Raw genomic sequence first — 15,351 nt, 5'->3', positions numbered from 1 at the left:
AAGGGTTGATATATACGAAGTTACTATTTGTTATTGCTTATTGGATCATTGCTTGATAAATGGCTTCCTGGATGTTTGAACGCACATTTAACTGGCTCAATTTGTTGTTATTGCGCGTGGGGTTGACCCTGTTGGACAGGAAAATATATACCAGGTTATACCTGGGATCTACCCAAACGCAGGTGCCGGTAAAGCCAGTATGTCCGAATGTAGCCGGTGAAACACTCGCCGAAGGATAGGGCTCTTTGCGGGTAGCATTGTCTTTTTCGGGCTTATCAAAGCCCAGTCCCCTCCGGCTTACCGTACTGTTATAAGCAGTAAAGCGGTCAATCGTTGTTTTTTGAAAAAAGCGGGTGCCATTGAGTTCGCCGCCATTCAACAACATTTGGTACAACTGCGCCAGGTCGTAAGCATTGCTGAACAACCCGGCATGCCCGGCCACCCCGCCGAACATGGCGGCCCCTTCATCGTGTACATCGCCGTGGATCAGTTGCATGCGGAAATGATGTTCTTCTTCAGTGGGCACAATCACCTGCAAGGGCATCCTTTCCCTTGGCTTGAAAGTGGTACTGTTCATCTGCAACGGCAGATAAAAATGACTACGCGCATATTGATCCAGGGGCATACCGCTAACGGCTTCTACGATCTTGCCCAGAAATATAAAGTCGTTGTCGCTGTACACGTAAGTGCCCGGTGCGCCGAGCTTGCTTTGCAGGATGCGGTGATACAGGGTATCCTCCCAATCGTTGCGCAGGAAAAGGTTTTCTGCCACACGATATTGGTGTTGTGCATCTTTGATAGTACTGAAATATTGCGGCAATGGTTTGCCGGTCACCGTATCAATCACTTCCCTGTAAAATGGAATAAAAGGTACCAGCCCGGCCTGGTGCAACAGCACATCACTTAGTTTTAGTCCCGCTTTATTGGTTCCCCTTGTCCAGGGAAGATAATCGCCCAATGTTTTATCCAGGCTGATCCTTCCTTCTTCATACAACTTCATAATGGAAACGGTGGTGGCCGATACTTTCGTTACCGATGCCAGGTCGAATACATCTTCTGTATGCATGGGGGTTTGTTTATCGGAACTGGTATAGCCGAAAGCTTTGTAATAAACCAGCTTTCCGTCTTTGGCTACCAGCACCACACAACCGGGTGCCGCTCCTTTTTCAATGGCATCGGAAGCAATGCGGTCTATCCGGTCGAGCGTATCCTGGCGTATGCCAACAGCAGCCGGACTTACCTGCGGAAAATAATTGTGATATACAATACCGTCTCCAAACTTAAGCTGATTGTCTACAGTAACGGGCAGTTTACCCTTTGCCTGTATCTTCCCTTGCAACAGATCGGCCGCTGCGTTTTGTGTGATGTCGTCGTTCTCATAGCAGGCTACGAGGTTCTGTGCATTTGCGGTGTATTTGAGTGCATAAGGATTGCCGAATACAAAACTGATGGTATTGGATTGTTGCAGGCGACTAATGAAATCACGTGCAGCAGCGCTCAGTCCGAAATCATTGGCCGGCACGCGGCTATAATTGTGCAAGCCCATCACCACGGCATCATAACCCGAAAGTTTCTGGAGTATATCGGCAGCATTATTATTCTTTTCATCGAAGAAAAACAGATCGACATGATCATCCTGTTGCAACCTTGCCGCGAATACATTTGGCTTTGCAATACCAATGCCCACATAAGCAACTTTTGTTGCATGAAGGGGCAGGAGTGCGGCGTTATTCCTGCGTAGCAGCGTAAGTGCATTGGTTGCTATCTCTTGCCTGAGCTGATTGGTTTGTTGATTGAGGTCATCCACCAGGTGCGTGGTGTCGATAGCAGAAAGATGGTTCAACCCCAGGTGGTATTTCGCCAGCAATACTTTTTTCACCCGTGCATTGATGGTTTCCCAACTCAGCTTCCCTGCTTTGATGGCTTCTTTTACTTTGGCTATGCTGCCGGGAATATCGCCGGGCAAGCAAAGCATGTCATTACCTGCAATAAGAGAGAGAACAGAAGCATCTCCTTTGGGAAAGAATTTGGCTACGCCCTGCATTTCCAGCGCATCGGTAAAAGAAATACCCTGGTAACCCAGTTCCTGGCGCAGCAAACCGCTAACATTTTTTACGGAAAGCGAAGTAGGCAGGTTAGGTGTGGTATCGATGGCAGGAATGGAAAGATGCGCGATCATCATACTCCCCACACCTGCTTTAATGAGTTCGCGAAAAGGATAAAGCTCCAGTTCGTCGAGCTGCGCCTTTGTTTTGTTGATCACCGGTAGGTCTTTATGCGAGTCAACGGCTACATCACCATGGCCGGGGAAATGTTTGGCGCAGGCCATCACGCCCTTGTCCTGCATGCCTTTCATGTATTGTACGCCGTAAAGCGCCACTTTGTATTTGTCTTCACCAAAACTGCGGTCGTTGATCACCGGGTTCTGGGGATTGTTATTGATATCTACTACAGGTGCATAATTGACTTGTATGCCCATGCGTTTACATTGTTCACCCACCGCATTACCAAACCGGTAAATGAGTTGCGCATCGGGTACAGCACCCATCATGAGTTGGCGCGGGAAACTGGTTACACTGTCGAGTCGCATACCAAGTCCCCATTCCCCATCGATCGCGATCATCAACGGTGTTTTAGCGATGGACTGGTAATAATTGGTGAGGAGCGCCTGTCTGACGGGCCCTCCCTGGAAAAAGCAGAGTCCGCCTACATTGTATTTTTTAATCAGCTCGGTCACCTGCGCTACATGATCGGGTCCCAGGTTGCTATGTGCCCTGATGATCATCAGTTGGGCAATCCGCTGGTCTTTTGAGAGCTTACGAAACTTTTTTCTTACCCAACGCTCAGCTTCGGGTGTTTTTTCATAGAATGATTGGGCCTGAGCCATCATACCCAGCATTAGGATAAGAATAGGAAGAAGCAGTTTTTTCATAATAGCGCTTGAATACACAAGATAAGGAAACGGATGCGTTTTTGTGCGTTTTTATGAGTGAGACTGCGTTTAAACCCAGACCAAAGGGCATAAAAAAAACCGGCGGCGCCGGCTTTAATCTCTTGATCTTTGATTACTCATGCTTCCTCGACCGGTGGCTCTTCGTTCAGCTTCAGTTCTACCTGGTTGGCCTTCAGTATATTGAACCATTTGACCATTTTCTTCATGTCGCTGGCATATACGCGGTCGAAATCCATATCGGGGTATACTTTCTGAAAATAAGCTTTTACGGCCTTATCGTCTTTATCAGACGGCAGGGCAGTTTTGCTTTTATCCATGGCCTGGAATACTTCCACCAGGTTTACATTTTCACGAACCGTATATACTTCGATGCTTTCGAGGTGAGAGAAATTATGCACCCGGCTGCTCACGAACTTGGTGCTTTTATCATCCAGAGAACGTACAATGGCGCCGTCTGTCTTGCTGCCCACCAGCTCAAATAAACCCGCGATACCAGTTACCGAAATCAATTTGCTATACTCCATATAAACTTACTGTTAAGAGTTGCAAAGTAAAGGGAAAAATAACTAACAAGTTATTTGAACGGTTTTGAATTCGAAAACCGATTGATTATTTTGACCTCCCAAAATCATCAACATGAAATGAGTTATAGTACATGACATATTTATGTTTATGTGTACCAGACAAATTTTATGTGAACATTACAAACAATAAAAAAAACACACATGAAAAAACTGTTCACTTGTTTTTCTTTACTACTGCTGCTGGTCACGGCAACTGCTCTGCGGGCACAGGATCTTCCGGCAGACAGTGTCCGGGCGCAGATGATACGCGATTGGGAAAGGGCTAAAGTGTATACCAATGCGTACCTGGCTGTTATGCCGGCCGATAAGTATGATACCAGGCCGAATGACAGTATCCGCACCTTCGCGCAGCAAATGCTGCACCTGGCTACTGCCAACATCGGACTGATGGCAAACGCTACCGGTAATGCCATGCTGTATCCTCCGGCACGCCTCTTTTCACTGGAAAAAACAAAGACTGCCCAAAGCGCAGATTCTGTTCATTATTATGTGAATGAGAGTTATGATTATGCCATCAACAGTATTAAAAAGATGGACCTGTCGAAATTGTGGGAGTCGGTGAGCATATTCGGTTTCTCTGCTTCCAGGTATGCATTTTTATTGAAAACATTCGAACACCAGACACACCATCGTGGCCAGTGTACCATCTATATCCGTACACAGGGTATCAAACCTCCGCAGGAAATGTTATTCTGAAACAGGAATTTGTAAACATCAACCCAATAAAAAAGCTGTCCGTTATAACGGGCAGCTTTTTTATTGGCAACAATGGGTCCCTTTTATTTGTCGCGGGTAAATAAAATCTCCATCGATTTGTATTCTTTTCCGCCGGGCCCGGGTGCGAACATGACCATGACCTGTGTATTGGCATCTTTTTCAGTGAACATTTCGTGTGCGGTTACTTCTTTACCTGTACCTGGGTCTATCATCGAGCCTTTGAGATCCATGGTTTTCGTGGCTGGGTCCCAGGGGCCTTCCATTTTCATTACACCGGTACCCATATTGTCTACCCAGGTGGAGATGAATAGTTTTTTGACATTATCATAAGCCAGTGTACCCATTCCTTCAAAAGGCATTCCATTGAAAGTGCCGGTAAAAGCAGAAGCTTGGTAACGTCCGCCCAAGACCATTTTGTTAACGGCAGTGCCTGTACTGGTAATCGGCGGTGCGCCCGGCTGCATCCAGCTACTAACAGTGCAACTCCAGTTGCCATCCCAGGATGCCATCATCTTGTGCATGTCGCCAGGCGTCATATAAGCCTGCCAGTTCTTCATCATAGTGGCAGAATCAGGAGTTGAGGCAGAAGCTTGCTGGGCGCCGTCTTTGGCCATGCCGCTTTCTTCTTTTTTGGTATTGTTGCAGGCGGTTGATGCAAGCAGCAGCAAAGCAGCTAGCAAATGGATATTTTTCATAAGGCCCGTTTTAGTGGACATGAAAAATACAAACCCCTTCCGGCAATGTCAAGCGGTCAGCAGGGAATTATTTTATGAGTGGTTGCCCGAGCCAACCTGCTTTAAAGCCGCGTCGAGCCTGGCCCGGAGCGTTTCATAATCGGTATAGCCTCTGGACAGCAGGTGAAAGCGGCTGTCGGTTTCCTGCAACAGCAGGCAAGGAAAGCCAGTTACCTGCAATTGTTTGACCAGTGAAAATTCATAATGCGCCTGCACTTTATATTCTTCGCTTTTAAGCTTGCTGTAAAAAACCTTTTCATCGATACCATATTTTTCCAGTAAATGACGGTAGGCTTCGTCATCGGTCAGGTCGCGCCCCTCGTAGTGCAATGCATACTGCAGATCAGATGCGAACTCCAGTTGCTTGTTGGGATAAAAGGTTTTGAAAATACACAATGCAATAGCGGGTTTCTCAGAATTAGGGTACCAGTCGCTCAACTCCGGGTGATTGATATGCCAGAGATAATCATTGCCAAATTGAATGCCTGTATATTCTTCAACGGTCTTATAAGCCTGTTGGATATAGCCTGCAGTAGCGCCGATATGCACAGGTTCTTTCGGCAAGATCATACCACCGGATAATACCTGAACAGGTAATTGAGGATAATGCGCAGCTATTTTTTTTATTACCGGACTGAACCCATAACACCACCCACAATAAGCATCATAACAGTAAATAAGAGAAGGCTCCATTACACAAAGATAGTCTACCTAAGTTTCTCTACCTTTGCTCTACAACTTTAACAATATGCCCGGTTTTGAATTTTTTGGCAATGAAGAAAGAAAAGAAGTCAATGATGTACTGGAAACAGGCATATTGATGCGTTATGGTTTTGATGGTCCCCGTAAGGGCATCTGGAAAGCCAAAGAATTGGAAGAAGCCATTACCCGTGTATTCGGCGCTAAATATGCACAGCTCACTTCGAGCGGTACTACCGCGCTTACAACAGCATTGACTGTGTTGAATATTGGTGCAGGCGATGAAGTGATCATGCCTACTTTTACTTTCGTGGCCAGTTTTGAAGCAGTGCTCGGAGTAGGCGCCATACCTGTATTGGTAGATGTGGATGAAACGCTCACGCTCAATCCCGATGCGGTTCGCGCGGCCATCACACCCAGAACCAAATGCATAATGCCCGTGCACATGTGTGGCAGTATGGCCGATATAGACGCGTTGCAACAGATATGTAAAGAACATCAACTCGTATTTCTTGAAGATGCATGCCAGAGCATCGGCGCTACGTATAAAGGGAAAGCAGTAGGTACCATTGGCGATGCGGGCGCTTTTTCTTTCGATTTTGTTAAAACTATTACTTGTGGAGAAGGAGGAGTGGTACTTACAAATAATGAAGAAGTGTATTTGAAATGTGATGGCTATACCGATCATGGCCACGATCACAAAGGAGCGGATAGGGGCGCTGATCTGCACCCGTTCATAGGACAAAATTTTCGCATCAGTGAACTGCATGCAGCAGTTGGACTCGCACAGATACGCAAGCTCGATCAGTTCCTGGCCATTCAGCGGAAAAACCAGCGCCTGCTGCGTTCCTACCTGGAGCAGGTACCCGAATTGAGTTTTCGTGTAATACCCGATGCGGAAGGGGATAGCTGTACTTTTCTCAGTTGGTTTCTGCCAACCGAAGCCATCGCAAAAGCGGTAGTTGTGGAAATGAAAGCACAAGGCATATTACCAGGCAATTTTTATTGGTATGCGAACAACTGGCATTATATCAAACAATGGGACCACTTAAAAAATATTGCTACACTGAATAACCTCAACGCAGAACAAAAAGCTGCGTTACAAAAACTGCGATCAACCAACTTTCCGGCAAGCGATGCCATTATGAGCCGCTGTATTTCAACTGCCATTAGTCTGATGTGGACGGAAGAACAGGTGCGAGAGAAGGGGACAAAAATGGCTGATATCATCAAAAAAGTATTGAGCGAAGCGACTGTGCAGGCATGATAGGCAAATCAAAATCCACAAATGAGATGCCAGAAATCATGTCTGGCATCATTTTGTGTGTAAATTTGCAGCGTTTTAGAAACCTATGTCTTTAAGCCAGTCATTACAACAGAAGTTACTACAGAAACTGTCTCCACAGCAGATACAGCTGATGAAGCTATTGCAGGTGCCTACGGCCAACCTGGAAGAGCGCATCAAAGAAGAGCTGGAAGAGAACCCTGCCCTGGAGATGGATGAGGACAGGCACGAAGATGAATATTCCGATGAACTGCAGGACGAATTTGATAACCATGAGGCCGATGACCTCGACCCCGACGGGAGTGTGGAAGATTATGAGAATGTAGACATCAGTGAATATGTGATGGATGATGATGGAGAGATCGCAGACTATAAACTGAAGGATGATAATTATCCTGAGATGGACGATCAGAAAATCATCCCTATCAAAGTAGAGACCAGTTTCCATGACCTCCTGGTTGATCAACTGGGCATGCTGGAACTGGATGAGCGCAGTCTTAAAATAGCAGAGCAGGTAGTGGGAAGTCTCGATGATGACGGATACCTGCGTCGCGAACTGTCGTCCATCGCCGATGACCTCGCTTTTCGCCAATCCTTGCAGGTAGATGAAAAAGAAATAGAAACCATTATCCACCAGATACAGCAGTTCGACCCGCCAGGTATTGGCGCGCGTGACCTGAAAGAATGTCTGTTGCTTCAGTTGAAAAGAAAGCTGTCGGAAGGCATAGGCGTGGAGCTGGCTATACAGGTACTGAGCAGGTATTTTGACGAGTTTACCAAGAAGCATTACGAGAAAATACAACGCGGACTCAATCTCAGCGATGAACAGATCAGGGAAGTGATCAGCCAGATCATCAAACTCAATCCCAAGCCAGGCGGCCATATTGGCGAGATCAATAAAGCGGAGAGTTATATCGTTCCCGATTTTTTCATCATCAATAACAATGGGAAGCTGGAGCTCACGCTGAATGCCAAGAATGCTCCCGATCTGCGCATCAGCGAAGGTTACCGCGACATGCTGAAGGATTACGATAAAGGCAATAAAAAAGACAAGCGACAGAAAGAAGCCATACTCTTCATCAAACAAAAGATCGATTCTGCCAAGTGGTTCATTGATATGATCAAACAAAGACAGGAAACACTGATCAATACCATGAGCGCTATCATGAAACACCAGCGCGAATTCTTTCTTACAGGCGATGAGACCACGATGAAGCCGATGATATTGAAAGATATTGCCGAACTGACCGGCTTGGATATCTCTACCGTAAGTCGTGTGGCCAACAGCAAATTTGTACAAACAGAATTCGGTACCTACCGCCTCAAATTCTTCTTCAGTGAATCTTTGAGTACCGATAGCGGGGAGGAAGTGAGCACCCGCGAAGTGAAAAAGATCCTCAGCGACCTGATAGAAGCAGAAGATAAAAGAAAACCCCTCAGCGATGAGCTCCTCACCGATATGCTCCAGGAGAAAGGCTACAATATTGCCCGCAGAACGGTGGCCAAATACCGTGAACAGCTGAATATACCCGTAGCCCGCCTGCGTAAAGAGCTGTAAAACTGCGGATTATTGCCAGAAACGCTGGCGGTTTCATACTATTTTGTATATTTTAGCGTTATATCCCCGGCAGGGGAAAGTCCGCCTATAAAAAACCTTCGTGAATAAGAGAAAATTATACACACTTTCTTTATTATTCCTTCTTGCCCCCATGTTTTCATGGGGAAAGGATGTTTTATTCGATTCCCTGCCTTTCCCGCAAGGGTGTACACCTTTCATCATCCAGAGAGATACTACTATTTGTGATGGAACCAGTTTGACCCTCAAACTGCTGCCGCCTCCGCCTCCTGATTCCATGCCGGGTGTATGGAAACAATTGATAACCCGGAGCGGTATGGCCGATAGTATTCTTTTCAACCCGAAACCGTTCGGGTACAATCGCGACAGTCAGTTCCTCTATACCATCTACCACCAGATCATCGTGCGTTATGATCTGCGGAAAAATACACAGAAATCTATACCTATTTCAGGCCTTTGGCCAGGCGATTATACCGAATTCACTTACGACTACACTAATAAACGTCTGCTTTGCTGGAGAGCAGGACGTGATGCGGTATGGGCAGTGAGTGAGAACGGAGGATCCTGGCAGCAGATCAGCGTTGGCTTCACCGACAATGACTGCTATGGCGCTTCTTCTTTCTGGAACCCATTTAGCGGACAGGCTGGCTTATATGGCGGTTTCGGTTACGGAACTATGAAAAATTGGGTTTATGAAAACACCGTGGCCGGCTGGATAGAAAAAAGACCTAATGTACTACCACTCGATACTGTTCCCAAAGGAGGTAATCTGATTGGCTCCAATGCAGATGGCAGTAAGCTGTACCTGTTCTCCGGCCAGGGTAGTTATACCGGTAATGAAGCAGATGGTTGTTCACTGGGTAGCCCCTGGGCCACACAGAACGGGCGACTGTGCTGGCTGCGCGACTTGTGGGAAATAGATGTAAAGAATAATTACACTTTCACGAAAATATTGCCGGTCAACAGCCAGTCCATTCAATACGAAGGCGCCGCTGTATATGATTACAATAAATCCAGGTTCTTCATTTTTGGCGGATTCAAACCCGACTCCAATTATACCGTTAACCTGAATCATGTTAATACCAATAAGACTTATCGTTTCCGTCGCAATGTAGATACCAGTTTTAACCAGTTCCAGGGGGAAGGAGATATACCGCCAGCATTACCCAACGGTGTTTCCAACGGCATGGCGTATTATGATCCTATAGGCAAGCGAATGATATGGGCACGGTACGATGGTATCTGGGCTTATTATCCAGATTCTACGCTTTCAGCGGGATCAAGGGTGAAAGTGCAGTGGTCAACCGGTGAAACTACCGACTCAATCAAAGTCACCCCCACCCAAACCACCCAATACAAAGTAACGCGTACGGTAGGCGGTGTTGTTTGTTCCGATAGTGTGACCATTACATTGGCTGGCATGAAAACGGCTTTGCAAAAGAATGTATCCATTTGTGCCGACAGTACCCTGCTTGACGCCGGTGCGGGTTTCAGTTCTTATTTGTGGAGCAATGGCGCCACATCGCAAACGATCTATGGAAAACAAAGTGGTACCTATAAGGTAACTGTTACAAAATATCTCTGTACTGCACAAGACACCACGCGGTTGCTCATTGCCGTGCCGATAAAGGATTTTGGCGTGATAACGCTCAAAGATTCTATCTGCACCGGTGAAAGCGATTCTATGTATGTAGCGTTACCGCAAACCGGCGTGAGTTATTCGTGGACGATCAGCGGTAATTCAACGATACTGCATACAGCCCCGGATTATAAAACGCCGGGTATTGCCAAAGACGTGAGCTTTACTGTTTCCGGCGCCAGCAACCCCGCAGTATGTTCTACCAAGACTGCTAACGCAAAAGTGGTGGTACGGGTGTCATTACCCAAGCCGGTAATATATGCCGATTCGATAGGATTGGCCGTGCTTCGCTTCCGCTGGAATCCCATAACGGTTGCCTCTGGCTTCTCTGTGAGTTTGGATAAGGGCACTACTTATCAATTGCCTTCGAGCGGCTTACTCGGGCTTACCCATACAGTAACAGGATTGCAACCCAATGACCTGGTTAACCTGACGGTTAAAACACTGGGTCGATATACCTGTGAAACCAGTGATACTTCGCAATTATCATTAAGGGCACTGAACCCCTTTGGCAATGGTATTTATATACCCAATGCTTTCACACCGAACGGTGATGGCGTCAATGATATATTCCTGGTATACGGAACGGCCATTGCTTCCTTGCGGCTGATGGTCTATAACCAATGGGGCGCGCTTGTATTTGAGTCGAGAGATCCGAAGAAAGGTTGGGATGGCACTTACAAAGGCAATAAAGCACCTGGCGGAGCATATACTTATGTGATGGAAGCGATCATGATCGACGGAACCAGGGTGGTGAAGAACGGCACATTTGCATTAATCAGGTAGCAGAAGAATATACATGAACAGCGTACGTAAATTTCTATTCTTGTTTCTTATTTTGCTGGCGACTGCATCTAAAATGCAGGCGCAGGTGGATCCGCATTTTACACAGTATTATGCTTATCCCTTGTGGCTCAACCCGGCATTGACAGGTGTTATCGATGGTGATTGGCGTGTTACCGGCAATTACCGCAAGCAACTGCCTTCTGCCATCGATCCTTATAACACACAAGGACTTACTGTAGATGCATCTTTGCCCCATGGTTTTGGATTGGGGCTGACCATGATCAACCAGACTGCTGTAAGCAGCGGTTACCAATATGTGAATGGTGCGCTTTCCCTTTCATACCTGGCACAGCTATCGGAGTTCAAGATGCTGAGTGCAGGCTTCCAGGTGGGTATGCTCAACAGGCGCGTTGATCCGAATAAGTTTCAGTATGGCAACCAGTTCAACCCGGTTATTGGGTACGATCCTTCCATCCCCAGCAATGAAGTATTTGCTTACCGTTCCGCCACATCGGTAGACGGTAGTATCGGATTGATGTATTTCGATGGCGACCCTTCGAAAAAATTCAACCCATTCATTGGCGTGAGCCTTTATCATCCTACACAACCCGTCAACCGGTTTTTAACGGGTAGTGACGACAGTAAAATACCCATGCGTTACCTGGTACATGCGGGCGCCCGGATACAATTGAGTACAACAGCCGATTTAACGCCCCATGCAGCGTACATACGCCAAGGCGATGCAGATGAAACAGTAGCGGGCCTCAGTCTTGACCTGAAACTGGAAAAGGACAAAGAGTTGATACTGGGAGGAATATACCGCCTCAACGATGCGGTGGCACCCAGCCTGGGATTGCGTTTCGGTACATTAACAGTGGGACTGAGTTATGATATCAATATTTCGCAATACAAAACAGTGGCGTCGAGCAACAGCGGGTATGAACTCTCTCTCAGCTTTGTTCATAAAAAGAAAAAGAAAGATACAAGGTTTATATGGTCAAGATTATAAAACATAGTTTGGTTTGCATGGTGTGCACTGTTCTTGTCGGTTATCTCCTGCCAGCAGGTGTGCAAGCACAGAATGCCAGGAAAATTGAAAAGAAGGCCGATGCAAGCTTTAAGATGAAAGACTATTATACGGCGGCCAAACTCTATGCGTCGCTTTTGTACGATAGTGCGGCGCTTGACGGAGTCGCACCCCTATATCCTTACCAATCATCTAACCAGAAAGCTTTTTCTAAAACCAAATCATCGCAGCAGCCTTATGTATTGTATCAATTGGCGGAATCTTACCGCTTGGGTTATCATTATCAGGAAGCATTGAAACCTTATGAACAATACATAGCCACCAAAGATACCCGGTTTCCGCTGGCATCGTTATGGTATGGTATCTGCCTGAATGCAAATAACCAACCTGAGAAAGCCGCTACGGTGTTCAAAGACTTTCTCAAAAAATACCGGCCTAAAGATGCCTATGCACAAATGGCAAGGATTGGGCTCGCTAACACCGACTTTGTCATTGCCAACAGGGTATTGCCTCCCAAAGCGGTGATAACAAAGATCAAGAACCTGCCATCGGGCGATGGTTCCATTTTCGCATTGGACAAGATCAATGATTCTACTTTCTGGTTCAGCAGCTCAAAGCATGAACCTTCTAAACAACATGAGATTGAATACCCCATCCGGCTTTTCTCGGGCAAGTTCAACAACGATAATGTACAAAAGATCGCAGCCGTTTCGGTACGCGATATGAATATGGCGGCTTCTTCGATGTCGGCAGACGGAAGAACTGTTTTCTTCACCGGGTGGAGGAACGGCGATAAATCTTCCGGTACGAATTATGGCATCTTTTATATGCAAAGAGAAAATGCCAACAGTAACTGGACTGTGCCGGTGGCCCTGCCAGCTGTAGTGAATGCACCGGGGTATAATACAAGACAACCATTTCTTACACGTGACGGGAAACATCTTTTCTTTTCGTCCGACAGGCCCGGCGGTTATGGTAAGTTCGACCTGTGGTTGATCAATATGGAAGGCGCAAAACCTCAGGGAGCAGCCATCAACCTGGGCAAGATCATCAATAGTGATGGAGAAGAGGCTTCTCCTTTTTATGATGCCGATTCTTCGAGACTTTTCTTCAGTTCAGATGGAAGAGCCGGTATGGGTGGATTAGATATTTACCGGATATATGGTACGCCTGAAAATAACCAATGGTCTGCGGAAGTAACTAATATGGGATACCCCTATAACTCGGTAAAAAACGATGTTTATTTCAGTAAAGACCGGTATACAGATACCGCATACCTGAGCTCCGACCGCAATTCATTGTGTTGCCTGGAACTCTACAAAGCCGTGCCCATCCTGTATAAAGATACCGCCAAACTCGCTCCCGCTGTAGATAGTAGTGATTACTGGGCAAAAGTGGTGAAGGAAAAACAAGCGCAGGCCGATTCCATCGCACGCAGCGTGGCAGAAGATAACAAGGTCAAACAAGCGTTGATGGATTCTGTGAATGCAGCTACTGTAGAGCGGTTGTACGTGAATTACAATTTTGCCAGCTCAGCTATCAGGCGGGTGGATCATGCAACGCTCGATAGGATCGTAAGCAAATTGAAAAAAGATCCCCAACTGAATATATTGGTGGCTTCCTTCACCGATTGTATCGGAAGCAAAGAGAATAATGAAAGATTGTCCAGGAGGAGGTCCGAATCGGTAAAAGAATATCTTGAGAAAAAAGGAATCGCTTCTGCACGCATCAACACAGATTTCTTCGGGAAAAAACACCTGATCTTACCCTGTTATGAAGCCAAACGCGTGAACATTGAAGAACAAATCGCGAACAGGCGGTCTGACCTGATCCTGACACATGCGCTTCATCCTAAATGGACCCCTTCCGGAAAAGAATTGGATATCATTGGCAATGAAAATGCAGGCGAAACTGGTGCGGTTAGTGTTTCTGCCGCATACCCTACGGTTAGCGAGCGCAAGCGTATTACTTCTGCTGAAGGTAATAGACAGGTATCTGGAGAGAGCAAACGCATCACTGCCGGAAATAAAGATGTATCTATTGCTAATAAGTCTGCAATTACTGATGATAACAAAGCTGCAAACAATAAAGCAGTAGCTACGTCGAAGAAAAAAGAAAGTGACAGGGGTGATGAGCCCACAGCTTTCAAACTTAAAAAGCCAAAAGATAAGGGCACTACCATACCGAAGAAAGCTGAACCCGTTGTAACGGGCCGTAGGGAAGGTTTCGATAAAACCGTTGCAAGAAGAGATGTTGAAAAGCTGCCGCATAAAATGAATATCAGCTCCCTGGTAAACATGCTGCCTTCCATCAAATCGCCCGACCTGGTAGAGGAAATGACCAAACGCATACCGCGCAAGCCACTCGATATCTATTCCACTTCCGATTCTGTGCGGATAGACCTGTACGATAATGGTGTGTTCGACTATGATTCAGTTTCAGTAATATATAATAAAAAATTGGTTGTATATAAGGAACTGCTGCAGACCAACAAGCCAATTACTTTCTATGTAAACCTGAATACTGATCAAACTAAGAATGAATTGATTTTCTTTGCAGAAAATTTGGGGATCACACCACCCAACTCGGCGCTCATGATCATTACCGATGGTAACAAACGTACCGAAGTGAATGTAACGAGCGACCTGGAGCATAACACGGTGGTGTACTTCATCAAGGTCAACAAAAAATGATGAGCAGCAAAGAAATGAACCTGATCGAAACACCAGTGTTACGCGTACCTGCAAAACTGGTTTCATACATATTGCATCCGTTGTTTATTCCTACGTATGTATTCTTTTTCCTGATCTACCAGTTCCCTTATGAGTTCGCGGGGATCACGGAGTGGCAGTTGAAAATGCGCTTATTCGGTTTGTTCTGGATGACGGCTTTCTTTCCCGCTTTCTCGGTATTTCTGCTGTGGCGGTTGAAGTTCAGCGAAAGCATTTTCCTCCGCACACAAAAAGAAAGGATCGTTCCTTATGTTATTACCATGTTCTTTTACTGGTGGATGTATTATCTCAGCCGTAATTTTTCTGACCAGCCCGAAGTGCTGAAATTTTTCTTCATGGGCATGTTTGCGGCTACGGTAGTAGGACTGATCGTGAACAATTATCAAAAGATCAGCATGCATGCGATGGGAGCAGGTGGGGGCATGATGGCCATCATCCTTTTTTCTTTTTACTACCAGCAACCACTGGGACTGCCTATCACCATTGCTACTTTGCTGGCCGGCCTGGTATGTACCTGCCGCCTGTTATTAGGTGATCATAACAGCAAAGAAGTGTATACCGGTTTGCTTACCGGTATTTTGTGCCAGGTAGGCGCTTATTTTTTTGTGATGTGATGAAG

Annotated in this window: 11 protein-coding genes; 7 read left to right on the top strand and 4 right to left on the bottom strand. The window is 46.2% G+C overall.

Features of this window, described 5'->3' with window-relative positions; all coding sequences use genetic code 11:
* Window positions 1-37: 37 nt before the first annotated feature.
* Window positions 38-2,932 (bottom strand): glycoside hydrolase family 3 N-terminal domain-containing protein, encoded by a 2,895-nt coding sequence (locus SEDOR53_RS0102175; RefSeq protein WP_037361590.1) that lies wholly within the window; start codon window positions 2,930-2,932, stop codon window positions 38-40.
* Between the two features lie 137 nt (window positions 2,933-3,069).
* Entirely contained in the window at window positions 3,070-3,477 is a 408-nt protein-coding gene (locus tag SEDOR53_RS16905; RefSeq protein WP_198018771.1) for a DUF5606 domain-containing protein, read from the bottom strand.
* Window positions 3,478-3,678: 201 nt separating this feature from the next.
* On the opposite strand from SEDOR53_RS16905, the gene SEDOR53_RS0102165 reads away from it, so the two are divergent.
* A complete protein-coding gene (locus SEDOR53_RS0102165; protein ID WP_026768232.1) occupies window positions 3,679-4,233 on the top strand; it encodes a DinB family protein in 555 nt (184 codons plus the stop codon).
* An 83-nt stretch (window positions 4,234-4,316) separates the two neighbouring features.
* Here SEDOR53_RS0102165 and SEDOR53_RS0102160 read toward each other — a convergent pair whose 3' ends face one another.
* Together SEDOR53_RS0102160 and SEDOR53_RS0102155 are read right to left on the bottom strand one after the other, a co-directional pair.
* Window positions 4,317-4,949, bottom strand: a complete 633-nt coding sequence (locus tag SEDOR53_RS0102160; protein ID WP_026768231.1) for a DUF1579 domain-containing protein — start codon at window positions 4,947-4,949, stop codon at window positions 4,317-4,319.
* Between the two features lie 72 nt (window positions 4,950-5,021).
* The gene (locus SEDOR53_RS0102155; RefSeq protein WP_026768230.1) at window positions 5,022-5,681 is read right to left on the bottom strand and encodes a DsbA family protein; all 660 of its coding nucleotides are present in this window, start codon (window positions 5,679-5,681) and stop codon (window positions 5,022-5,024) included.
* Window positions 5,682-5,736: 55 nt separating this feature from the next.
* Here SEDOR53_RS0102155 and SEDOR53_RS0102150 point away from each other — a divergent pair, with 55 nt between their 5' ends.
* The 6 genes from SEDOR53_RS0102150 to SEDOR53_RS16900 all read left to right on the top strand — a co-directional run bounded on the left by SEDOR53_RS0102150 (window position 5,737) and on the right by SEDOR53_RS16900 (window position 15,346).
* Complete coding sequence (locus SEDOR53_RS0102150) at window positions 5,737-6,954, top strand: DegT/DnrJ/EryC1/StrS aminotransferase family protein (RefSeq protein ID WP_026768229.1); 1,218 nt, start codon at window positions 5,737-5,739, stop codon at window positions 6,952-6,954.
* 85 nt (window positions 6,955-7,039) lie between these two features.
* Complete coding sequence (gene rpoN / locus SEDOR53_RS0102145) at window positions 7,040-8,530, top strand: RNA polymerase factor sigma-54 (RefSeq protein WP_026768228.1); 1,491 nt, start codon at window positions 7,040-7,042, stop codon at window positions 8,528-8,530.
* 100 nt (window positions 8,531-8,630) lie between these two features.
* A complete protein-coding gene (locus SEDOR53_RS0102140; protein ID WP_157576668.1) occupies window positions 8,631-10,973 on the top strand; it encodes a gliding motility-associated C-terminal domain-containing protein in 2,343 nt (780 codons plus the stop codon).
* Between the two features lie 13 nt (window positions 10,974-10,986).
* Window positions 10,987-11,982 carry a PorP/SprF family type IX secretion system membrane protein gene (locus tag SEDOR53_RS0102135; protein WP_051416453.1) on the top strand — a complete coding sequence of 332 codons (996 nt, stop codon included), beginning with the start codon at window positions 10,987-10,989 and terminating at the stop codon, window positions 11,980-11,982.
* Entirely contained in the window at window positions 11,967-14,693 is a 2,727-nt protein-coding gene (locus SEDOR53_RS0102130; protein WP_026768225.1) for an OmpA family protein, read from the top strand. The genes SEDOR53_RS0102135 and SEDOR53_RS0102130 overlap by 16 nt, the downstream gene beginning before the upstream one ends.
* Window positions 14,693-15,346: a hypothetical protein gene (locus tag SEDOR53_RS16900; protein ID WP_051347686.1), complete on the top strand. Its 654-nt coding sequence runs from the start codon at window positions 14,693-14,695 to the stop codon at window positions 15,344-15,346. The genes SEDOR53_RS0102130 and SEDOR53_RS16900 overlap by 1 nt, the downstream gene beginning before the upstream one ends.
* Window positions 15,347-15,351: the final 5 nt, after the last annotated feature.

Origin of the sequence: Asinibacterium sp. OR53 (assembly GCF_000515315.1) — a bacterium.
Lineage (GTDB): Bacteria > Bacteroidota > Bacteroidia > Chitinophagales > Chitinophagaceae > Sediminibacterium.
Note: the sequence above shows the minus strand (reverse complement) of the source record. Positions and strands in the feature narration are given on the sequence as shown.